Consider the following 21,984-nt stretch of genomic DNA (forward strand, 5'->3'; position numbering starts at 1 on the left):
CATCCGCCAAGGCCCCCATGCTGAAGAATTCCAAGGTCATTTCCTTCATCGCCACCGCTAGGTCCCAAGACGCCAAAGCCTTCTATAAGGACGTGTTGCGGCTGCCGCTGCGCTCCGAGGACAAATTCGCCATCGTCTTCGATCTCGGCCAGGGTACCTTGCGGGTTACTCCCGTCGAGGCGCTGGTACCCGCGCCTTTCACGGTATTGGGATGGGAAGTGGACGATATCCGGAAAGAAGCCAAGGTACTGAACGAGTTCGGAGTGGTCTTCGAGAAATTCCCCGGCTTGGTACAAGACAAGGCGGGCGTATGGTCGGCTCCGGGCGGGGCCAAGGTGGCTTGGTTCAAGGATCCGGATGGCAACATCCTTTCCCTGACCCAGCCCGCCGGTTAGGACGGGCCGGGCGGCTTACGGAAGCAGTAAGCGCGGTATTCCCACAGGCCCTTGCGGAAGGTCAGGTACTGGTAATAGGTAGCGTAGGCGTTACCCAACTTCTCGAGGCTGGTTAGCTTCAAGCGGGCCAGCGCCCAGCGGACGGGGATGAAGAGCAGGCCGAAGCGGAAGATGGCGCGCGCATGGGGCATGACGTCGCGGGATATGTCCTCCGAATGCGCGACGGAGAACCCGGCATCCTTGGCCCAAGTCTCGATTTCGGGAGCGGTGCATAGATGGGGAACGGCCCATCCCGCCAGGAAGGCGGCATAAGACTTCGCCATGGCCCGGTTTTGAGGGGCTTGCGTCCGGAAGCCGTCCGCGATCACCAAGCGGCCTCCCGGCTTGAGAAGACCGAACATCCCGGCGATCCAGGCCCGCTTGTCCACCGCATGATCGAAGGATTCCAGCGCCCATATCGCGTCGAAGGACCCGGGCCTGAACGCGGGGGAATGGAAATCGTTGGCGGCGAAGCGCGCTTTCCCGGATCCGGAAGACGGGACGCCTTTGGCCGCGAACCCCCGGGCCAACCGGGCCTGGGCCTCCATCAAGGTAATCCCCGTGCAATCCAACCCCAGTTCCCGCGCCAGGAAGATGGAGGAGCCGCCCACTCCGCAGCCGGCATCCAGCAATCGTTCCCCGGCGTTCAGGCCCGCCAATCCGGCCAGATAGCGGACCATGTGCTCGGTCGGGTTGCCGCCGCGGGGCAAATCCCGATCGAATCCGTAGTGCATATGATGATGCCAATCGGCCTGGTAATACTTGAGGTAGTCCTCGGTGGCGGCGGCGTAATAGCGGCGCACCCGATCTTTAAGGGCTCGTTCGTTGAGAGGTTGCTTGTCCAACCCCCGCTCCTCAACGGCGGAAGACGTCGCATCGGTCATTGCGCCTGGATCAGGCATGCGTATGCCCTTCCGCCGCCGCGGCGATGCGCGCCAGCCCTTCCCGGAAAGCCGTCTCCGGAGTCAACAAGCTTGCGACCAGGGGCCATTCCCTTCCCAATCCGAATAATGCGCCCGGATGGGTATGCACATGGAAGCGTCGCAGCAGGTCGAGGGCGAAGGCCTCCGAGTCCAATGGGGTACCGACGTGTAGCAAAAGGTACCAGCCTGCCTGGGGATGGTTCGCGCTGTAAAGTTGGGTACGGGAACCTACCGTCCATTCCCAGGAAGCCTTGAGGTTCGACCGCAAGCGTTGGGCGATCGCGGACTGGATGGGCCGCGCGAGGGCGAGCAGATCCCTGGCCGCGGCTTGCACCGGCGTATTCACGGAGAGGAAGGAGTCGGCGATGAACTCCAGGCGCTCCAGGGCGGCGTTCACGAGTTCGCGTTTGCCCGCCGCGTGGATCCAGCCCAGCTTCATTTGCGGCAGGCCGAGCATTTTGGAGAACCCGTTCAAGGTGAAGACCAGGGGTCCTTCCGATTCCAGCGGCAGGAAAACCGCGTCATCGGCCAGCACGTAGTCGCAGAACACTTCGTCGACGATCAGGGCCAGCCCGTATTCATCGGCCAGCGCGAGATAGGCTGCCAGGGCCCTGGCATCCAGAACATGCCCGGTGGGATTGTTGGGATTCACCAGGATGAGGGCCTTGGTCCGGGTGGAGATCAGATTGCGCAGCCTATCGAAATCGGGTTCCCAATAACCGCTCCGACCGGGATTGGGGGAAAGGGGATACCGCATAAGGGATATCCTCTCCAAATCGGCGAGGTCATCGAAGAGAGGGTAACTGGGCGAAGGCACCAGCACTTCGTCGCCGGGCTCGCAGAGCAATTTGAATAGCCAGCCATATGCTTCCGAAGTGCTCGCCGTCAGGACCAAGCGGTCGGGATCGCAGGGCCGTCCCCGGCCGTGGAGGTACTTGGCCACCGCATGGCGCGCCTCCGGCATCCCCCGCGGATTAGGATGGTATTCCATAACCTCGGGCCGGGACAGGAGCGCGGGAATCCCGGGAGGATAATGGATGCCGGCTACGGTAGGATTGGAAAGGGTGAGATCAAGCAGGCCGATTCCGGCGGCCTCCAGGCCCAGTTTGGCTTCCCAATGGGGATTGAGCCCGCCCGGGTCGGCCGAGAACCTGCCTGAGAACATGGCCGGTTAAACGCTCTTGGCGGACTTGGCCGTCGAGGCGACGGGAAAATATCCCAGGCCGCGGAGGTTTTCGGTGATCCGCGCGGAGGAGTGGGACTGGTTGAGGGAATAGAGATGGATACCGGCGATGCCGTTACGCAGCAGATCGTCGCATTGCCGGGTCGCGAATTCCACCCCGCGCGCCTGGACGGCGGCCGCGTCTCCGGTTCCCAAATGGGATACCAGCGAGTCGGGAATCACGCAACCCGATAGCTCCCGGAAGCGCGTGATCTGCCCCAGGTTGAGAACCGGCATGATGCCGGCCACGAAAGGGAAGCGGACGCCCGCAGCCGCGCACTTATCCCGGAAGCGGTAGAAGTTTTCGTTATCGAAGAACATTTGGCTGATCGTGAATTGGGCCCCGTTGTCCTGCTTAAGCTTCAGGTAATCGATATCCGATTCCAGGCTGCCCGCTTCCACGTGCTTCTCGGGGTAGTGGGCGCAGGCGATGTTTAAGCCGAACCGGCCATTGATGAATCGGATCAGATCCGAGGCATGCGCGAAGCCGTCGGGATGGGGCTTGAAGGCGGCATCGCCTTTAGGCGGATCGCCGCGCAGGGCCAGGACGTTCCGGATGCCCGCCGTCTCTAGGGTGGCGAGGATGCCGGCCAACTCCTCCCGGGAGTGGCCGACGCAAGTGAGATGCGCGACCGATTCGATGCCCAGTTCGTTTTGGATACGCCCGACCAGATCCACGGTCTTGGTGCGCGTGGAACCGCCTGCGCCATAGGTAACGGATATGTAGTCGGGGGCGAGCTTGGAGAGTTCGCCTAAGGTTCCGTATAAGGTGCCCCAGCCCGCGGGATTCTTGGGAGGGAAGAGTTCGTAGGAAAGCGTTGGGACGCCGGCGTGCAGTTTTTCGAGCAGGGCCATATGGGGTTGAATTCTAGCAATTCCGTGACGGCCGCGGCGCTTGCCTAGGCATATCCCTTCGGCTCGGAGATGCCGTTAGCACGTGTTCGATGAGGATGATACCAGAGACTCGTTCCCTCCCGAAAACGGAAATTGGATGCCTGATTTTGTACCTTCTAGCTCATGAAAAAAGCGGTATTCGCGGGTGCGGTTCTCTTTTCCGGAGCCTTGGCGGCCATCAACAATCTCCTCAGCGGCCACTCCGTCGCGTGGTTCGGTTCGCCCGAGGTGCTTCCCAAACCCGAAGGCTGGCCCACCCTGACGGTGGCCGAGGGCCTCAAGGCCGGGATCAAGGTGGCTTTACACGATTTCCGGGCGCATCAAGGCGCGATACTGGCAGGATTGGCCATCATATTAGTGGCCATGGTCTACCTGAACCGATCCCGTAAGGCGGGAGTAGGTCCCATGCTCCGGACGGTCCTGCGCTTGGGGCTCGGTAGCATGTTCTTGATAGCCGCTTACCCCAAGTTCTCCGACCCCAAAGGCTTCGCCACCTTGGTGGCGCAATACCAATTACTGCCTGCCTTCGCCGTCGATGCCTTCTCCATATGGCTGCCCGCTTTCGAGATCACGGTAGGCCTGGGGCTAATCCTCACTCTCTGGGAACAGGAATTCGCCCTCCTGATCGGCGTACTCTTGGTGATGTTCATCGTCGCTTTGGGGCAAGCGTTACTGCGCAATCTCGGCATCGCCTGCGGTTGCTTCGATATCGAGGGCGCCACGGACGCGGGGGAGTCCTGGTTCTCCCTGGTACGCGATCTGGTCCTGCTTCTACCGGTGGCCTGGATGATCCTAACGGGCGGCCGCCGCTACATCCATTGGGGCAGGAACCGCTAAAGCCGGCGAACCTAGCGGGGCGGAACCCCCCGTTGCGATGCCCCCGGGCGGACGGGGAAAGCGCGCGACCGGCGGTATATTCCTACAAGGGCCCGCAGACTAGGGCGGGCGGGAATCCGGTTTATCGTTCCGCCGGGAGGATCCGAACTGAGCTATTTACCGTTACGGCATGCGGCCATTGGCCTGCTTGCCTTGGCCACGTCCTCCCGTGCCTTTGACCTATTCCTATCCGCTTCCGAAGGCTATACCCATTACGATGCCAAGGATTTCAATCGCGTTCTCCTTCTCATGGAGAAGACCACCAAGGAAAAGGGATTCAATCCGTACGACGTACGCCAGTTCAACGGGCATCCCCAGAACGCCCTGGTATTGGGCGCGAAGCAAGGGCCTTGGAGCCTTGGGTTGGAAGCGGAATTCTGGGTGGAAACCTTCGGGCAAAGCGAAGTCCCCTTCGATCTGGAAGAGGCGGAACGTAATTACCGCGTGACTTGCGCGGACTTGCGCGACCCCAATTATAAGCCATCCAGTTTGTACGGTTGTATCGAGGCGCAAGAGGTCTTCGACTTCCTTCCCATTACCTTGCAATTATCTTACTCGCGCCAGCCCTGGCGATGGCTGAGGGTGGGCGCGGGTTATGGGTTAGGCGTGCTCGCGGGTTCGGCCCATATCGAAATGACGGCCAAGTACTACGGCGCCGGCGCCGCTCCCGATGATCATATCCGTTTCGATATCTGGCCCGGCATCAACCCCGTGCAGAAGGCGTTCCTCGATCTGGAATACCTGCCGACCTTCGCCAGCTGGGTGGGACTCGACTGGCGCACCGGTTGGCGCATTTCCAACGTGCAGGGGCTGACCTTGCGGAACCAGCAGGGAGACTCGAAAATCTTCAAAAGCGTATTCCCGGACGCCAACAACGGGGCGCACATGTACTTCGAATCCTTCACGGCCAATCCCGATGATGATAAGATCTACGTAGGCACCGAAGAGCAGGCGAAGGCCAAGGCCCAAGCGGCGCCCAATACCCGCTTCCATCTCGTGAACGGGGATTTCACCGGCTGGTTCGTGGCCCTGAAGCTCAATTTCTATTGGAGGGACATATGACCCCGGTCCGCAACCGCAAAGATCCCATCCATGCCGTGGCGATCAAGGCCGGGGTGGCGTTGGCCCTGGCATTACTGGCCATCGCCTGCTCCAAGGTCCAGTCGGATTTCGGCAGCACCGGCGCGGTAGTCCCCAAAGACACCGTGGCCCTCTCGGCCGCTTCTCCTGCCGATACCTTACGAATGGCCACCTTGAACATGTGCGTCGGCTTTCCCGTGTCGCAACTGGTCTTCACCGACATGGCCGTGCCCGAAACCGCGTACGCGGCCCTTACCAAGCTCTACGACCGCTATCTCCAGACGCGGGCCAAGGATCGCATGAAAGGGATGGCGCACGCTATCGACTCCCTGCATCTCGACGTCGTCGGCCTCCAGGAAGTGCTTTACTTCAAGCGCAATGGCGTGCTGATCGACGACTACCTCCAGGAATTGGTCGATTCCATCAAGGCCGATGGAGGCCCGGCCTATATCGTCTATCCGATCCCGCTCAACGATACGGTTCTCACCGGGAGCAAGGGCGACAGTTCCATCCGCATCGATTTCCATGAAGGCAACGCTCTGCTCATCAATCCCGCCTTCAATATCCTTGAGAAGGACAGCCTGCGGTATTTCAACGTCTTCCGGTTATCATCGGACAATCCCACCGAATCCATCCGCGCCCTGGGGTACGCGAAATTCCGAACCCCCAAAGGCGTCACCTGGCAGGTCTATACCACCCATCTCGAAGTCTTCGAGGACGTGAGCAGCAATCAAGCGGCGGAGCTGGTGAAATTCCAGCAAGCCGAGCAAGTAAAAGATTCCAGAGGAAAGACTGCCGTGGCGCAGGTGGTGCTGGGCGATTTCAACATCGATCCGGGAAGCGGCGCCCACCGCATCCTCACGGACGCCGGATTTTCGGATACCTACGATTCCACCGTGGAAGCCGACGGTAGTTCTTGCTGCGTGGCGTCCAGCGCGCTCTGGGATACCACGGCCGGCTGGTCCACCCGGCGCATCGATTTCATCATGGCGCGCCATTGGGTCAAGACCGTGGAACATGCTACCGCCCTGCACGGCCCTTTCACCGCCGGGAATGGAACGCGGCTGTTAGCCACCGATCATCGCATGGTGCGGGCGGTGCTGGTGGCGCAGTGACATCCGATCCGGGGGAAGATGCGGAAGGATTATTCGATCCCATCCGCAAGCGCCGGGTGGCCGCCACCCCGGAAGAACGGGTTCGTCAGGCGGTGATCCGTTATCTCGTGGATACGGTAGGCGTGCCGGCGAATCTCATCGGAGTGGAGTTTTCCCTGGCGAATTTGGAACCGGGCAACTTCCATCGCGTGGACGTGGTGGCCTGGCGGCCGGGGGAAGGCCAGCTTGCCCCATGGCTACTGGTGGAATGCAAAGAGCCTGGGTGTCGCATCGACGATGATGTGGCCTGGCAGGCGGCCGGATATCTGAAACGGATTCCCTGCCGCTACGTGATGTTGACGAACGGAAAGGTTACGCGCGTGCTTGAGCGCGAGGGAGAAGGATACGTGATAACGGCTGGGCTGCCGTACTTTCCTCCATCCCATCCCTGAAAACCCGAGGGATGCTTTCCGATCGTTATTCCAGGTAAGTATACCCGTACAACCCCGACCGATAAATAGCCAAGAACTCCTTGCCTTCCTGCAAGCTGATTTTGCCTTCCTTCACCGAGGACGACACCCACGATTCCATGGTGCGCACCAGGTTCTTGTCGCTGAACTGCACGTAGTCCAGCACGTCGGCGACGGACTCGCCATCGATCACTTGCGCTATGGAGTAGCCCTGTTTGTCGGGGTTGACGGTGATGTGGACGGCGTTGGTGTCGCCGAACAGGTTGTGCAGATCGCCCAGGATCTCCTGGTAGGCGCCGACCAGATAGACCGCGACGCAATAGTTTTCGTCCTGCTTCGGCGTGTGCAGCGGGACGCTGCGGGAAAAATCCCCCTGGCCGATGAAGTGATCGATCTTCCCGTCCGAATCGCAGGTGATGTCCTGCAAGGTCACCTGCTGCCCGGGCTCTTCGTCCAGGCGCTGGATGGGCATGATGGGGAAGATCTGATCGAAGGCCCAGGAATCCGGCAGGGATTGGAAGAGCGAGAAGTTGCAAAAATACTTTTCGGACAAGAGCATGGGCACGCCCTGGAGCTCGATAGGCGGATGCTTCATCTGGCGTGAGAGGTTGACCGCCTTCTGGGCGATCGACCAGAACAGCCGCTCCGCCAAGGCACGCGTCTTGAGATCGACCATCCCCAGGTTGAATGCATCGAGAACCTCTTCGCGGTTCTGGATGGCGTCATGCCAGGCTTCCAGCATATTGTGGGAGGCGAAGTTCTTGTAGATGTTGTGGATGTCCTTGAGAACGTCCGGCGCCTTGGCATCGATGACGTGAACCTGCTCGTCCCAGAACGGGGGCCGGGCCACTTCGAGGACGTTGAAGACCAGCACCGAATGATGCGCCGTCAGAGCGCGACCGGACTCCGCGATTACGTTGGGGTGGGGCAGGCCGTGCTTGTTGGAGACCTCGCACAGGGTATAGATGACGTCGTTGGCGTATTCCTGGATGGAATAGTTCACGCTGCTGTTGCCGGTGGAACGCGAGCCGTCGTAGTCCACGCCCAGGCCGCCGCCCACGTCCACGAACTCGATCTTGCAGCCCGTATTCTGGATCTGCACGAAGAACTGCGCGATTTCCTTCAGGCCGGATTTGATCTTGCGGATGTTGGTGATTTGGCTGCCCAGATGGAAATGGACCAGGCGGATGTAATGCATGATCCCTTCTTCGCGCGCGTAGTCCAGGGCTTCGAGCAACTCGGAGGAATTGAGGCCGAACTTGCTCTGATCGCCGCCCGAGTCTTCCCACTTGCCGCTGCCCGAGGTGGCCAGCTTGATGCGGATGCCCACGTTCGGGGTCACGTTGAGGCGCAGGGCCATGTTCTTGATCAGCTTCAGCTCATTCAGCTTCTCAACCACCACGAAGATCTTCTTGCCCATCTTCTGGGCCAGGAGCGCCAGTTCGATGAACTCTTCGTCCTTGTAACCGTTGCAGATGATGAGGGACTCGGGATTGTCCATGATGGCCAGCACCGCATGCAACTCGGGCTTGGAACCGGCTTCCAGGCCGATGTTGAACTTCTTGCCGTGGCGGACGATTTCCTCCAGCACCGGGCGCTGCTGGTTCACCTTGATGGGGTAGACGTTGTAGTACTGGCCCTTATAGCCGTATTCCTTGGCGGCCGCGTCGAAGCACTTGGAGATTTGCTCGATGCGATCGTCCAGGATATCGGGGAAGCGTACCAGCACGGGGAGGCCCACGTCGCGGAAGCGGAGCTCGTCGATGATCTCCTTGAGATCGATCTCCGGGCCTTCGGCGCGCTCCGGGCTGACCGTGGCATGGCCCTTGTCGTTGATGCCGAAATAGCCGACGCCCCAGCCGTTGACGTTATAGAGTTCCTTGCTGTCCTCGATCCGCCACTTGCGCATCCCGTTCATCGTCCTCGCCTTGCCCAGGTACCCGTTCGCCGCACCCGTTCCAGGCGCGGCGCGAAAGCGGGAAATTTACAATATGCGCCCGGGGATGGCAGGGTTTCGGGGCTGTTGCGGGGTGCGCTATTCCAACCCGTCGATCAACTCGCGGTGAAGCCTGTCGGCTACTTCCCAACCGGGAAGGGCTTCGCGGGCCGGAAGGGGCTTTTGCTTCAGCCAAGCCGCCAGGCGTTCCCAACCGCGGTTCCCGCCATAGCCGATGCGGAGGATGTTAACCGGCGATCCGTAAATACGGTTCGCGCGCAATCTCGGCTCCTTGGCATTCCGAGGGGCGAAGTCCTTTTGCATTCGCAGGACCGGATGCCAGAGCAGCTCATTCAGGGGTTCGCGCAATGCCGGCGCCTCCGGCCAGGCGTCGATAGCCCGATCCAAGGTTTCCAGTCGCCCCATGCGACGTTGGCGATAGAGTAAATCATCGCCTTTCCAGTTCCAGTCGTCTTCCGGAGGCCCGACCAGGTAAGCAGCCGGCCCGCGCATATCCGCAAGCAGTTCCAATCGGTTGAAAGCGGCGCAGCCGAAAAGCTTGGGTAGACCGAGCAGGAGCTTCCCCGGGAAAAGGCGGAAATCGGGCGCGGGGGATTCCGGCACGATCGCCAGAGGCTGAAACAAGAATAGCCGGGAGCCGGATTGCGAAGACCCGTCCTCGACCCCGTCCATCCGGCAACCCGGAAGCAGGCTACGCATCAGTTCGGGCAATCCCGCCAGCAGCCAGGCATGTGGGTCCGTCGGGGGAGTCCCGGAGATCGGAGAGGGCATGGCGCGCATCACCCAGTCCGGGTCCAAGGGCGGCCCGCCGCCCGGTCCATGGTTGATGAGCTGGAAGAGGCGATCGACGCGAACGCTCTTGCCCTCTAGGAATGCCTCCAGATCCGCGAGGACGGACCAGAAGTAGGGAACCGGGAGCTTGGCGCGGCCTTCCCACAGATAACGCAGGAAATTCTTTTGCGGCAAGGGGCCGCGGAACAAGGTGAAGGGATGGCGCGACCAGAATTCCAGTACCTCCTTGCGCGGAAGCTCGGTTAACAGTGCGGCGTGCAACGCTTTCAATAAATCGGCGCGCATCCAGGCTTGGGTCGAGAAGCGGAGATGAAGCGCGGGACTTTCCATGGATCCCCTTTTGATGCGGATGGGTGCGGATAGGGACGCGAATAGCTCGGAGGTTTCCTACAAGAAACATGAAAATAGTTTCCCGTAGGAAACTCGGCGAGGAGATTTTTCCCTAGTTTTCATGCCGCTCTGCACCTCGCACAAAATGTGCGCGCAGGCTCCGTCGCAGCATGAACCTCGATCCCTTCCAGAGCCTAGGCCAATCGATTAAACGGCAAATCGCCGCGAAGGGCTATGCGACCGTGGAGGTCTTCGCCCATGAGCACGCCATCCCCAAAGGCACCCTGAGCAAAATCGTGAACGGGAAGGTGGACGCAAAGGTTTCCACCTTGCTGCGCATTTCCCAGGCGCTGGAGATCAGCATCTCCGAATTCTTCCCGACGCATCCCATGCCGGAAAGCTGGGTGATGGAACGGCCGTCAGCGGCCTACCGGGCCGGGAAGAAAAAGCGCCGCGGTTAGCGAGAGTCCGCTAAGGTTCCAATACGTCGTTGAGGAAGCGGTTGAAAGGGACCAGCGCCTTGAAGGCCGCCGCTGCCTCTTTGACGAACGCGGGCTTTAGCAAATCGGCATCCTTGAGGGTTTTCATCGCCAGGAAATCCTTGTGCTTCAGCAATTCGATGTGGGGATGTTCCGGGGGATATCCCTGTGGGGCCTTCTTCAAGGTTTCGCCCGACATGGATCCGAATTGCTTCTTGAAGGCGGCTGCGTTGATGACCCCGCGGAAGAATTTCCCGTCCTCGGCGATGGCTTCCCGGATCGCTTTAAGCCAAGCGGCTTCGGGACGGTAGGCCCCTCCGCCGAGAAAGCAATTCCCGGGTTCCAGATGGAGATAGTATCCGGCCTTTTGCTGGAATTTCTTTTCCGCCACCCCGATATGCGCGCCCATGTTGGTCTTGTAAGGGGACTTGTCCTTCGAGAAGCGGGCGTCGCGGAAAATACGGAAGGTGCATTTCGCGGGATCGATATGCTCGATCGATTTGTCGAAGGCGGAAATCGCGCGGATCACTTCCCCGACCAGGGTTTCGAAATCCGCCTTCGCCGCCAGATAGCGCTCCTTATGGGCCTGGAACCAATCCCGATCGTTGTGCTTCTTCAAATCGATCAGGAACGCGAAAGTGGATTTGGACAACATGGGGACCTCCGGCGGAAAAGGTAGTTCCGGAATGGAAGCGAAACATCCTTTCATCGGATCGGAGCGGGGCGGAAACCGGGATCGAATACGATGGCCGTAATTTACCGGCAACCCTAAAGGAGGATCCCATGACGAAGATGAACACCGCGGCCGCCGCTTGCGGCGCCGCCCTCATCGCCTGCATTGCCGGCAAGCCCGGGTACGCCCACGACGAAAGGGAATGGGGCATGTCGCGCGAACGCGGACATGGCTACGAGGTGCAGGTCGGCGTGCGCCCGTACTACCTGATCAACAATATGGATGAGGGGCCTCTCAAGAAAAAGCTGCAATCTTGCGAGGACGATGAAAACCATGTCACCGGATTTTCCATCGGGCACCGTGGGGGCGGAACCCTCATGTTCCCCGAAGAGACCAAGGAATCGTACGAGGCGGGCGCGCGCATGGGAGCCGGCGTCCTGGAATGCGACGTCACCTTCACCAAGGACCAGGAACTGGTGTGCCGGCACGATCAATGCGATCTCGCCACCACCACCAACGTCCTTACCATTCCGGCCTTGGCTTCCAAGTGCAGCGAGACCTTCAGCCCTTACGACCCGGCCACCGGCAGGCCGGCCTCGGCGAAGTGCTGTACCAGCGATTTTACCTTGGCCGAGTTCAAGTCCTTGTGCGGGAAGATGGACGGATTCAATCCCAAGGCCTCCACCCCGCAGGAGTTCCAGCAAGGAACGCCTGCCTTCCGTACCGATATGTACGCGACCTGCGGAACCGTGCTGAGCCATAAGGAAAGCATCCGCCTGATCGACAGCTTGGGCCGGAACTTCACGCCCGAGGTGAAGACTCCGGTGGTGAAGATGCCGTTCCAAGGAACCTTCACCCAGGAAAAATTCGCCCAGAAGATGATCGACGAATATAAGGAAATGCGCATCGATCCCAAGCGGGTTTTCGCGCAATCCTTCCTGTACGACGACATCAAGTACTTCATTCGGTATGAGCCCAAATTCGGAAAGCAGGCGGTATTCCTCGATGCCCTGGTGGACTCCGCCGACGGATACAACCGTAGCCTGGCGCGCTTGCCCTCGTTGGTGAAGGATGGCGTGCGCATCGTGGCCCCGCCGACCTGGGTGCTGGTGAAACTGGATGCCAACGGCAAAATCGTACCCTCGGAATGGGCCATGAAGGCCAAGTCGCTGGGCTTGGACATCATCACTTGGACCTTGGAACGGTCCGGTCCCTTGGCCACCGGAGGCGGCTATTACTACCAGTCGTTGGCTCCCGCAATCAATAACGATGGCGATGAGTTCGCGATGTTGGACGTGCTGGCCCGCAAGGTGGGCATTCTCGGGGTGTTCTCGGATTGGGCGGGAACCGTGACGTACTATGCAAATTGCATGGGATTGAAATAACGGATGTCCCTGAAACGCGTCGCTTCGGGGTGGCAAGGCCCCGGAGTGCGGCGTGCGATTAGGGCGCGTGGATCGAAGCGATAAAGGCGCAACCCATCGCCATTAATATGAAAGGTAAGCGCCGGTAAGCAGCGGAATACGGCAGCGCTTCCCGCTGGAAACGCCCTGCAAGCCCGCAATGGAGGGGTTTCCAGGGCGTTGCATCTTGGAGGTGCGGAACCGGATTCGGGCAAGGCGGAGTAAAATACCAGCGAAGGATCCGGAATATCCTACTCAGGCATGGATCCCTGCGGTTACTTTATCGGAGACTTCCGCATGGGGTTTCCATGACCCGTTTCCTCATATGCACCCTGTTGGCCGCCATGGCTCTCTCCGCCGAACCGCCGCCGCCTTTATTTTCTTTCGCGGCCGATTCGCTTACCGCGACGGTCACCCGTATCGGCGGGAAAGCGCCCGACCAAACGGATTCTCTTCTCCGCGCACTTCCATGCGATTCCGCGGCGGACACGGTCGCCTCCGGGCCGGTCGCCTGGTTCGAAGTGGAAGTGAATGACACAAGGGCCGGAACCGATGTCCGCTTCCCCGTGGACGAGCGTGCTTTGCGCCGTGGATTGCGAATCGTCTGCCAGGAGAAGGGAGCGCCGTCCCCCGTCCATGTCGCTACCGTGCTCAGGGCCATGGCATCCAAGATGCGTGTGCGCATGCGCCCACCCTCGGCGGGGAGCGGTAAATGACGGCGGCGTACCGGAGGGACTTAGTGGTCGCCCTACTCTTCGCGGTCCTCCTGGCGGTCCCGGCTTCGGTCCGGGCTTTCTCTTATCCGGCGCTGGACACGACGTCCCATTGGACCTTGCAGGATTGGGGGGCCGATGCCGAATTGGGCTTCCACGTCCGGGGCGCCTCCAAGCGGGTATGGACCGCTCCGGGCCAGGCGGAGGAAAAGACCGTGTTCTACGACCTCGCCTGCGTCGGCGTGGAGTTTGACGGGACCCGTTACCCGTTGGGTCCTCTGCAATTCCAAGGGCAGTTCGAAGGCGATGGGTACATCGCCCGTTACGGTTTCTTCCAGGTTACCCCCGGGACCGAGATAGGCGCGATCCTGTATCTCTACGACGACGGCAAATTCCGGTTCACGGGGTTCCTATCGGGAGCGGACGTGGGATTAATCGGATCCTGGCGGATGATAGTGCGGGCCGACTACGATATGGCCGGGTCGGGGAATGATCTCGCCGAATTCGCCTGGTCGGGAGCTTCGGAGGGACGTTCCTTAAGCCCGCCGCAATACCCGGACCGGGAAGCGGCCGACGGCGAGCTGGATTTCGTTCCCGGCGGCCCGGCCTATTGGGCGGCTTCCGCGCACGAGATCACGGTCGCATATCCCGCCATGCCGCCTGCCACGGACCATGGCGTCGAGAACGCCGGCTTCGCCCGCCTCTTCGACGGCGACCACCCCCGTTTCGGCCTGGTGCTCTGGGGGGACGCCGCCACCTCGGTGACGGCGACCTTCAAGGCCTACTCCGCGTACGACGGCAATCCGGAACCCGCTCCGGACGTTTCCGAAATCCTCCAGATCACCGATGAGACCGCCGATTACCCGCGCTACGCCGTGGCGGGGCGGGACCAGATGATTTTCCTGTCCCTGGGCGCGGCGGGCCCGTGGAACGCCTGCGAGTTGTCGGGCAAGCTTTTCCAACGCCCGGCATCCCGGCCCTTGGCGGTTACGGTGCGGCAGCACCCTCCGGAGTACATGGGGGGATGGTCATTCGATCCGGACAGTCCCCTGCGTGTTACGGGGGACGGCGCCCGCACCTTCCGTAACGCCTTGGCCGACCTGGCCGGGCCCGATGACCTGACGTTGAACCGCAGCGGCGATAACGGCATTCTCTACCTTCCCTTCGACGGCTACGCCGATCCGGGTCAAGCCGTGACCGAGGCCCAATTGCATGACCTGATGACGGCCACGCGGGATTACGGGACCGCTTCCCTGGAAAACGTACGCGATTGGCGGCTGGATCTTTTCGTGGTGGATTGGACCCTGCAAGGCGAGCCGGACGTATGGGAGGCGATGTTCGATTACGGGGACGCCGACGGCAACGGGATTTCCCGGGAAGGGGCCGCCGTATTCTGGCCGGCGCTGGACGGGCGCGGGGAGGATTGGCGCGGCCGCCAAGCGGTCTTGAGCGCGCTCCATGGCGTCGGTTTGGCCTTGAACATGCATCCATCCTGGGGCGCATGCCCCAGCGCCGGTTTCTGCTGGAACGATGCTTCGGCTTGCGGCGGGGTCCGGTGCGGCGATGCTTGTCCTTCCGGCGTTTCGGGATGCCGTTATGAGGCCTACGATTGCGCCCGGGAATGCTCGGACGGCAGCATCATGAGCCTTACGGACGTCGATCACAACACCCTCCGGTTCAATTCCTCGCCCGCCGCCGGCTCGGCGCACTCCGAACTGGACTGGTACCAGCTCGCGCCGGAGGCCTGGGCCAAGCCCGGCCGCTTCGGCATCGGGCCCGTTTCCGGCCCCATGCCCTCCTTCTACGCGGAGTAGGCGCCCATGCCCTTCGCTTTCGGCCCCCGGGCGGTTTTCTGCCTGACCCTGGCTTGCATGGCGGTACGTGCCGCCGCGGGCTATCCCTTCGCCTTGCATCCGGAACACGCGCGTTACCTCCTGGGCGAACCCGTCTATTTGCGCATGGACGGCGCGCATGGCCGCCCGCCCACGCTGGAAGAGGGAACGACCATTTTGGTCATCCGCGCTCCGGACGGCGGCGAACACCTCTACCGTCCGCCGCTCCGTTTCCGGTCGCGTCCCGGCGCCGACGGGCCGGGCGCGGTTCCGGGCCTGCGCTATGCCCGCCTGATCGCCGAGGGTGGGGGATGGGTTTTCCCGCGGCCCGGGCGATACGTGCTTCGCCTACGCGCTCCCGCGGAAGCCGGGGCTAGGGGAGAGCGCGCCGCGGCTCCAGGGTTCTCGAAGGAAGCGGAGGCGTTGTCCGATACGGTTTCCGTGGAAATCGCCGCGCCTTCCGCTCCGGAGGACAAGCGCGCTTTTGAAATCCTGTCCCGGGCCCCGGGGGAATATGCTTTGGCGGTCTATCTCGAAGGCGGCGACCAGTTACGCTCGGGCATGGACGTGATCCGCGAACTGGCCGCTTTACCCAATCGGAATGCGAACCAGAACGCGAACGGATACGAGCGCGTGGCCGCCTTCGTGCTCTGCTCGGATTGGGGACAGGATTTCCGAGCCCGCTCCGGGGGCGAGGGGCGCCCCATGGATCTGGGCAAGGCCTTGGCCTTCGCGCATTGGGATAAAGGCGGAGGCGTTTATCTGCCTTTGCGTACGGCTTTCCGGATGCGCGCCGCCATCGCCCTACGGTCCGCACGCGACCCTACGGATCCGGATTTGGCCTCCGCGCGTGCGCGTTTGAGCGCTTTTGAGGATTCCCTGACCGCCGATGAGCGGTCCATCCTCGCTTCCTTCTAGTCCTTTTCCGCTTACCAGATACTTCCCGGAATGGATTTCCAAGATTGGGATAGGTCTCGAAAATGCCATTAAACATTGGACTTTCAGGCATTTATCCCGCTTAAATCCGCTTACTTTAGGTAAGCGGTTTTTGGAAATACTCGTTGTAGCCCGGGGACCGGAATAATACAGTTGCGACAGGTCGATGCCATGACGGAAATCTACGCCTACACCGATTACCGAACCTTCCTGAAAGACCTCATGGAAGAGCGGAAGAAGGAAAGCCCGGTCTTTTCGCATCGCGCCGTGCTGGCCAAAATGGGAATCAGTTCCACGGGATTCCTGGCCAACGTGATTTCCGGCCGGAAGAACCTGACTCCGGGCCAGGCCCAGAAGTTGGCCGCGGTGCTGAAGCTGCGCGCGGCCGAGGCGCGCTACTTCGAATGCCTGGTGCTTTTCACCCAGGCGCGGTCCCTCGAGGAGAAGAACGCCCAGCTCAAGCGCCTGGTGGCCAACCAACGCGTGGAGACGCGGGCCCTCACGCGTAAGCAACTCAATCTCTTCTCGCGCTGGCATTACGTGGTCCTGCGCGAGATGCTGTACTTCCATCGCATCAAGGACGATTACCGCAAGGCCGCGCGCATGCTGATGCCGCCCATTCCCTCCGAGGAGGCCGAGCGCGCGATCGGCGAGTTGGAAGCCTTGGAGCTCATCGAACGGGATAAGGACGGGATATTTCGGCAGAAGGATGCGGCGGTCACGACCGGGAACGAGATCCGCTCCTTGCAGGTCGCCAATTTCCAGATGGACATGATCGATCTGGCCAAGGCGGCCCTCGACCATATGCCGACAACCGAACGGGACATCTCATGCATGACCTTGACCCTGTCGATGGAAAGCTTCGATCAGGTCAAGTCCGAAATCCAAGCCTTCCGCAAGCGCCTTTCCGCCATCGCCGTGGCGGATGCCAAATCGGATCAGGTATTCCAGTGCAACGTCCAGTTCTTCCCCGTAACCCGCAAGGAGGGGACGGTATGACCGCGTTGAATCCAAGGCGCGGGATCCGGTGCGCGGTTCCGGCGGCCGGCGCGTGGCGATGGGTGAAGTTCCTGCTGATCGCGCTGGCGGCAATCCTGTTCGGCTGCCTCCCCGGGGGCGACCGCGTGGCGGGGAGTTCCACCGAAGCGGGTAATGCCGGTGGCAAGTTGTCCTTGGCCAACGGCGGTCCGGCTGCCGACGTGGAAGTGGCCCTGGTTGCGCGCGGCTTCCGGTCCGATACGGCGGTGTCGACGGGGCCCGGGAATCTGCCCGGCGCATACTACCGTACCCGCACCGGTCCGGATGGGCGCTATGCCTTCGGCCAGGTGATACCTGGCGATTATCGGGTAATGGCCATCGCGGGCGGTGTGGGAGCGACGATCGATTCGGTGGCGGTTCGGGGGGGCGATACGGCCTTCGCTGATCGCGTCCTCAAGCCCTTGGGCGGGATCCGGGGCATCGCCAAGTTGATCGGCGGGATCGCTCCGACCCATATTTGGGTTGGATGCCGGGCCACCCTTAAACCCGTTCGGCTTGCCGACTCCTCGGGGCATTTCGGCGTGGATTCCCTGCCGGAAGGCGAATACGACCTGGAACCGTTCTGCACCGCTTGCCGGCAACCCTCGAAGAGGTTCCGGATACGGGTGGGTGCGGGCCGGGATACGCTTATGGCCGATACCCTTAAACTTTACCCCGATTATTTCCAATCCTTTCCGGCCGCCGATTCCTTCACGGTACGCCCGGCCGACCTGCCTTTCGTGATCGGGGGGAAAACCCATAGGGGCGATGAAGATTCCGTTACGCCGATCGCGGCGAAATGGACCTGGGATGGAACGCCCGTCGCGGGCAAGGACGAGCCGGCCGTTGGGGTCGGCGGGATCGGAGGGACGCAAATCCAGGTGGATTCATCCTTCTTTACGGGCCGTACGGTGGGCGAGCTGCGCCTGGAACTACGCTATCGCGATACCACGGTCGTCCGTCAATGGCGCATCTCCTTCGATGCGGAGCCATGGATCTGGGCCATGCGGCTGGTGCGAGCGGGAGCGGTCACCAAGTTGACGGCCGGGGATCATCCCGTTTGGCGCATCAGCATCCTGGATACCTTGACGCCGAAGGCGGAAGACGTCGCGTTCTGGGGCCTCGCACTTTCGGATACGGGCCGCGCTCCTTACGGCGATGTGGAACTGGTGGTGGAATCGAAGGACCAGACGCTTCTGGAAAACGCGGCGCCGGGCCAGCTCACCTTCGTACTGGTTCCGGACGCGCGCCATGGGGGACGGGTCTTCCGGCCGCGCATCGACGAACGACTGATCGATTTCGCCAACATCCGCTGGCTGGATCGCGGCCGGTTGGGTTTCGCCGGCGACCTGGAGCCGCATATGCTGCCCGGCGTCCTGCAAGTTGATCGTCTCCGGGAAGGCGGCACGTCGCAACGATATTCCATAGACCGTAACGGGAAGGTTACGGAAACGATGAAGTTACCTAGCCTGGAGGGAACATCCGGGGTACCGGATCCCGATTCCCTGCTGCTTTATTACCGCCGCGCTCCCGCGGGATCGGCCTTCGTCTGGAACGCTCCCCTTAGGGCCTCCGAAAAGGCCTGGGCGGTGGATGCGCAGGGCCGGGCCTGGGCCATGGATTTGCCCGCGGCCGCCTTGGCCGAGTTGAAAGCGCTATTGGCGCCTATGGCCGGGGATCCGCCCGCCTTGCCCGATGACGATTCCCTTCCGGCCGACCGCCCATTGGCCTATGCCTGGTCCGGCGGCCGCGGACGCGTGGCGGATGCGGAAACCGATACCCTGATGGGAGCCATCGCATCCTGGTTTGCGAAGGCGCCGCTTTCCGATACCCCCGCATTCGGGCTGCCGGATTCGCTCCCCTTCCGCTACCTGGCCTTCCATGCCGACTCCACGGGTTTCCATTACACCGGGGATACCTTGATCTTGGAACGCGATTCCGCGGATACGACGCGATTCCGGGAATACCTGTCGACCGGATCCCCCGGCCGGGCGGCCGATTCTTCGGTCCTGGCATATTCACTCCGCATCATTGGCGACAGTCTGATCGCTTCCACGGATCAGGGTTTCAAATCCCATCTGTTCGGCAAGCTCGGAACCCGCACGGACTTGTTCGCGCTTATCGGCATGCCGTCCGTTGCGCCCGGTACGCTACTCGGACTGCCGGTTTCCCCGGGTCAAACTCCTATACTCGTAGGCATCTGGGAGGGCGAACATGTCGTGGGGAACCGGATTCTGGCTTCGCCGGGCCTCAAGCTGGTGGGGAGTAATCCGCTTCAGCAAGGCTCCCGGGAGGCTGGTTACCTGTATACCGCTTCGGGCGGTCTGGAGAGCGAATGGGGTTTCGCGAATAATGAGGCTTCGGCCGACGGTTGGATCAAGGAATGAGATTGGAAGCCAAGGAAAGGTCGTTATGAACAATTTACCCATCAACCCGGAATCCGCCGAAGGCGTTCCGGTCGCTTCTTCCGATGCGCCGGGTTGGCTCCCCGGCCCGCAAGCCCGCTCCATACTCGTGGTCGAAGACGATCCCCTGATCCGGCGGCTGTTGGTCAGCGTGCTTTCCGCCGCAGGTTACCGCATCGAATCGGTCGCCGACGGCTCCTTGGCCCTGCGCATACTGGAGGACGAATTCGAGATCGATTTGGTCCTGACCGATCTTTCCATGCCCGGCATTTGCGGGACGGCGGTGGCGGAGTACCTCGCGGAAAACCGGCCCAAGGTAAAGGTCATCTGCATGTCCGGCGATCCCGATCCCCATGATCCGGCTTTGGCTACCCTCCTTCGTAAGCGATTGGCCGATTTCCTGCCCAAGCCTTTTACGCCCGCGCAATTGCTGCAACTGATCCGGAGGCGACTGGGGGAGTGACCCTGGATCGGCTTGCGAATCCGATATCGGTTGTGGTATCGTTCGGGCATGCATGAGGCAAGCGCTGGAAAAGCCGGGCAGGGATACGGGAACCCGGTTTGGGAAGATCTATTCCGGGTCCGCACCTGGGGCCAATACCCGTCCGAAGAATCCGTCCGCTTCGTAAAGCGGGCCCAATCGTGGGGACTCTCCGGGGATACGGCCTTGGACATCGGCGCGGGCCAAGGCGCTTGCGCCTGGATGCTCCTGCGCGAAGGCTTCCGGGTCACGGCCCTGGAAGGCGCCCCTTCCGGCGCGTCCCATATCCTCAAAACCACGCGCGCCTACGGCGCCCCGGTCGATCCGGAGGTCCTGGTCGCCGACATCGTGACGCCGGCCCGTTTCCTGGCGGGACGCCGCTTCGACCTGCTCTTGGATCATTACTCGTTGTGCTCCAATCCCAAGGCGTCCATCGCCAGCGCGTTCCGCGAATACCGCGGCCTGATCAAACCGGACGGATATTTCCTGACCTGCGGTTTCGGCAAGCGGACCATCAGTTATGGTAAAGGGACGCGGGTGGGGGAGGATTGCTACTCCGACATTCCCGAGGGATTGCCTTTGTCCGGCCGCGGCTGCTGCACCTTCTTCGACAAGGAAGGGGTTTCCGCGCTCTTGGCGGACGCCGGTTTCGCCGTCAAGCATATCGAGGCGATCATGCAGGAAGATGGCCGGGGCGGTTTGGAGAAGATCATCGTCTACGCGCGGCCGGTATGAAGGATTACGCTCGGGCTGGCGCCCCCGCGCTTCTTAGCGCGCCCGCGCTTCTTAGCGCGCCCATTTCTGCAGGATGAAGAATTTCAGGTAGCGCCCTTCCGGGAAGGACAGATGGTAGGGATGATCCTGCGGTTGCTCCCGGCTTTCCAATACCTTGACCTGGCAACGGGCATTCACGCTGCTTTGGTGCAGGATCTTGATGAAGGTGCTTTGGTCCACGTGGGACGTGCACGAGGATGAAACCAGGATGCCGCCGTCGGGCAGTTTTTCCAACGCCTTGGAATTGATGGTGGTATAGGCCTTGATCGCATTGGTCAGCTGCTTTTTATTCTTGGCGAACGACGGCGGATCCAGGATGATGAAATCGAACTCCCCCGGTTCCAGGCCCTTCAGGAAATCGAATACGTCCTTGGCCAGGAAATCGCCCTCGTCCGCCGCGAATCCGTTCAAGGCGAAATTCCGCCGGCAATATTCCATCGCTGGCTTGGAAATGTCCACGCTCACCACGCGTTTCGCGGCCGAGGCCGCGTAGACCGAAAAGCCGCCGGTATAACTGAAGCAATTAGCCAGCTTTCGCCCTTTGCAATAGCGGACGATGGCTTGCCGGTTCTCGCGTTGATCCAGGAAGAAGCCGGTCTTCTGGCCTTCCTTGACGTGCACCAGGAACTTGAATCCCTGCTCTTCGATTTCCACCTCGGACACGTCTTCCCCGTAGAGAATGCCCACGGGCTTGTCCGTCATGCCTTCGGCCGCCCGGTTGGCCACGTCGCTTCGTTCCACGATGGCTCGTGGCGAGAACGCCTCGCGCAGGCCTTCGGTGACCAGTGGCTTCAGGTTGTCCATCCCCAAGGTATGGAACTGGGCCACCAGGACTCCGGCGTAATTGTCGACGATCAGGCCCGGGCATCCGTCGCTTTCCGCGAACACGGCCCGGTAGGCGTTGGTGCGTTTGGGGAGCCATTCCTCCTTGCGGCGGCGGAGCAGGCGGAAGCGCTCGGCGAAGAACCGGGCGTCGATCGATTCGTCGTTCAAGGAGAGGATGCGGATGGCGATATCGGTACGACCGCTATAATAACCGACGCCGAGGAATTGCTTCTGGACCATGATCCGGACCAGGCTGCCGTCCGGGCAATCCGGTTTCCGGTCCAAGGCGCCGGAAAAGATCCAAGGATGGCCGGACAAAATGTTTTTGGTCCGTTCGGGCCGGATTTGCGCGGTATAAAGTCGATGCATAGGGG

At 61.4% G+C, this 21,984-nt stretch carries 21 protein-coding genes; 14 read left to right on the plus strand and 7 right to left on the minus strand.

The annotated features are described in order from the left end of the window. Positions 1-17 precede the first annotated feature (17 nt). Entirely contained in the window at positions 18-395 is a 378-nt protein-coding gene (locus JF616_16280; protein MBW8889313.1) for a VOC family protein, read from the plus strand. On the opposite strand, the gene JF616_16285 is transcribed toward JF616_16280, so the two are convergent. The 3 genes from JF616_16285 to metF are packed head-to-tail and all read right to left on the minus strand — an operon-like array spanning position 392 to position 3,434. Further along, a complete protein-coding gene (locus tag JF616_16285) occupies positions 392-1,336 on the minus strand; it encodes a methyltransferase domain-containing protein (protein ID MBW8889314.1) in 945 nt (314 codons plus the stop codon). The genes JF616_16280 and JF616_16285 overlap by 4 nt on opposite strands. Next, on the minus strand, positions 1,329-2,522 hold the full coding sequence (locus JF616_16290) for a pyridoxal phosphate-dependent aminotransferase (GenBank protein MBW8889315.1): 1,194 nt from the start codon (positions 2,520-2,522) through the stop codon (positions 1,329-1,331). The genes JF616_16285 and JF616_16290 overlap by 8 nt, the downstream gene beginning before the upstream one ends. Before the next feature lie 6 nt (positions 2,523-2,528). Then, positions 2,529-3,434, minus strand: coding sequence for a methylenetetrahydrofolate reductase [NAD(P)H] (gene metF, locus JF616_16295; GenBank protein ID MBW8889316.1), 906 nt, complete (start codon positions 3,432-3,434; stop codon positions 2,529-2,531). Positions 3,435-3,596: 162 nt separating this feature from the next. On the opposite strand from metF, the gene JF616_16300 reads away from it, so the two are divergent. From JF616_16300 to JF616_16315, 4 genes are all read left to right on the plus strand, one after another. Next, positions 3,597-4,310 carry a DoxX family membrane protein gene (locus JF616_16300; GenBank protein MBW8889317.1) on the plus strand — a complete coding sequence of 238 codons (714 nt, stop codon included), beginning with the start codon at positions 3,597-3,599 and terminating at the stop codon, positions 4,308-4,310. A gap of 192 nt (positions 4,311-4,502) precedes the next feature. After that, positions 4,503-5,411, plus strand: coding sequence for a hypothetical protein (locus JF616_16305; protein MBW8889318.1), 909 nt, complete (start codon positions 4,503-4,505; stop codon positions 5,409-5,411). Then, the gene (locus JF616_16310; protein MBW8889319.1) at positions 5,408-6,544 is read left to right on the plus strand and encodes an endonuclease/exonuclease/phosphatase family protein; all 1,137 of its coding nucleotides are present in this window, start codon (positions 5,408-5,410) and stop codon (positions 6,542-6,544) included. Before JF616_16305 ends, JF616_16310 begins: the two co-directional genes overlap by 4 nt. Then, positions 6,541-6,975 (plus strand): type I restriction enzyme HsdR N-terminal domain-containing protein, encoded by a 435-nt coding sequence (locus JF616_16315; protein ID MBW8889320.1) that lies wholly within the window; start codon positions 6,541-6,543, stop codon positions 6,973-6,975. The genes JF616_16310 and JF616_16315 overlap by 4 nt, the downstream gene beginning before the upstream one ends. Positions 6,976-7,000: 25 nt before the next feature. Here the strand turns inward: JF616_16315 and speA are convergent, their stop codons facing one another. Both speA and JF616_16325 read right to left on the minus strand, forming a co-directional pair. After that, positions 7,001-8,902, minus strand: a complete 1,902-nt coding sequence (gene speA / locus JF616_16320) for a biosynthetic arginine decarboxylase (GenBank protein ID MBW8889321.1) — start codon at positions 8,900-8,902, stop codon at positions 7,001-7,003. A gap of 126 nt (positions 8,903-9,028) precedes the next feature. Then, positions 9,029-10,072, minus strand: a complete 1,044-nt coding sequence (locus JF616_16325) for a hypothetical protein (GenBank protein ID MBW8889322.1) — start codon at positions 10,070-10,072, stop codon at positions 9,029-9,031. 170 nt (positions 10,073-10,242) lie between these two features. On the opposite strand from JF616_16325, the gene JF616_16330 reads away from it, so the two are divergent. After that, positions 10,243-10,533, plus strand: coding sequence for a helix-turn-helix transcriptional regulator (locus tag JF616_16330; protein MBW8889323.1), 291 nt, complete (start codon positions 10,243-10,245; stop codon positions 10,531-10,533). Between the two features lie 10 nt (positions 10,534-10,543). Here the strand turns inward: JF616_16330 and JF616_16335 are convergent, their stop codons facing one another. Continuing rightward, positions 10,544-11,206 (minus strand): DUF2461 domain-containing protein, encoded by a 663-nt coding sequence (locus JF616_16335; protein MBW8889324.1) that lies wholly within the window; start codon positions 11,204-11,206, stop codon positions 10,544-10,546. Positions 11,207-11,343: 137 nt separating this feature from the next. Here JF616_16335 and JF616_16340 point away from each other — a divergent pair, with 137 nt between their 5' ends. The 8 genes from JF616_16340 to JF616_16375 all read left to right on the plus strand — a co-directional run bounded on the left by JF616_16340 (position 11,344) and on the right by JF616_16375 (position 20,746). Further along, the gene (locus JF616_16340; GenBank protein MBW8889325.1) at positions 11,344-12,609 is read left to right on the plus strand and encodes a glycerophosphodiester phosphodiesterase; all 1,266 of its coding nucleotides are present in this window, start codon (positions 11,344-11,346) and stop codon (positions 12,607-12,609) included. 326 nt (positions 12,610-12,935) lie between these two features. After that, the gene (locus JF616_16345) at positions 12,936-13,343 is read left to right on the plus strand and encodes a hypothetical protein (GenBank protein MBW8889326.1); all 408 of its coding nucleotides are present in this window, start codon (positions 12,936-12,938) and stop codon (positions 13,341-13,343) included. A gap of 23 nt (positions 13,344-13,366) precedes the next feature. Further along, positions 13,367-15,154: a hypothetical protein gene (locus JF616_16350; GenBank protein ID MBW8889327.1), complete on the plus strand. Its 1,788-nt coding sequence runs from the start codon at positions 13,367-13,369 to the stop codon at positions 15,152-15,154. A gap of 6 nt (positions 15,155-15,160) precedes the next feature. After that, positions 15,161-16,090, plus strand: coding sequence for a hypothetical protein (locus JF616_16355; protein MBW8889328.1), 930 nt, complete (start codon positions 15,161-15,163; stop codon positions 16,088-16,090). A gap of 171 nt (positions 16,091-16,261) precedes the next feature. Then, positions 16,262-17,107 carry a TIGR02147 family protein gene (locus JF616_16360; GenBank protein MBW8889329.1) on the plus strand — a complete coding sequence of 282 codons (846 nt, stop codon included), beginning with the start codon at positions 16,262-16,264 and terminating at the stop codon, positions 17,105-17,107. A 62-nt stretch (positions 17,108-17,169) separates the two neighbouring features. Then, positions 17,170-19,512: a hypothetical protein gene (locus tag JF616_16365; protein ID MBW8889330.1), complete on the plus strand. Its 2,343-nt coding sequence runs from the start codon at positions 17,170-17,172 to the stop codon at positions 19,510-19,512. Between the two features lie 25 nt (positions 19,513-19,537). After that, complete coding sequence (locus JF616_16370) at positions 19,538-19,993, plus strand: response regulator (protein ID MBW8889331.1); 456 nt, start codon at positions 19,538-19,540, stop codon at positions 19,991-19,993. Positions 19,994-20,041: 48 nt separating this feature from the next. Further along, entirely contained in the window at positions 20,042-20,746 is a 705-nt protein-coding gene (locus tag JF616_16375) for a class I SAM-dependent methyltransferase (GenBank protein MBW8889332.1), read from the plus strand. Between the two features lie 51 nt (positions 20,747-20,797). Here the strand turns inward: JF616_16375 and JF616_16380 are convergent, their stop codons facing one another. Next, a complete protein-coding gene (locus tag JF616_16380) occupies positions 20,798-21,928 on the minus strand; it encodes a class I SAM-dependent rRNA methyltransferase (GenBank protein MBW8889333.1) in 1,131 nt (376 codons plus the stop codon). Positions 21,929-21,984 lie beyond the last annotated feature (56 nt).

This window comes from Fibrobacterota bacterium (assembly GCA_019509785.1).
Classification (GTDB): domain Bacteria; phylum Fibrobacterota; class Fibrobacteria; order UBA11236; family UBA11236; genus Chersky-265.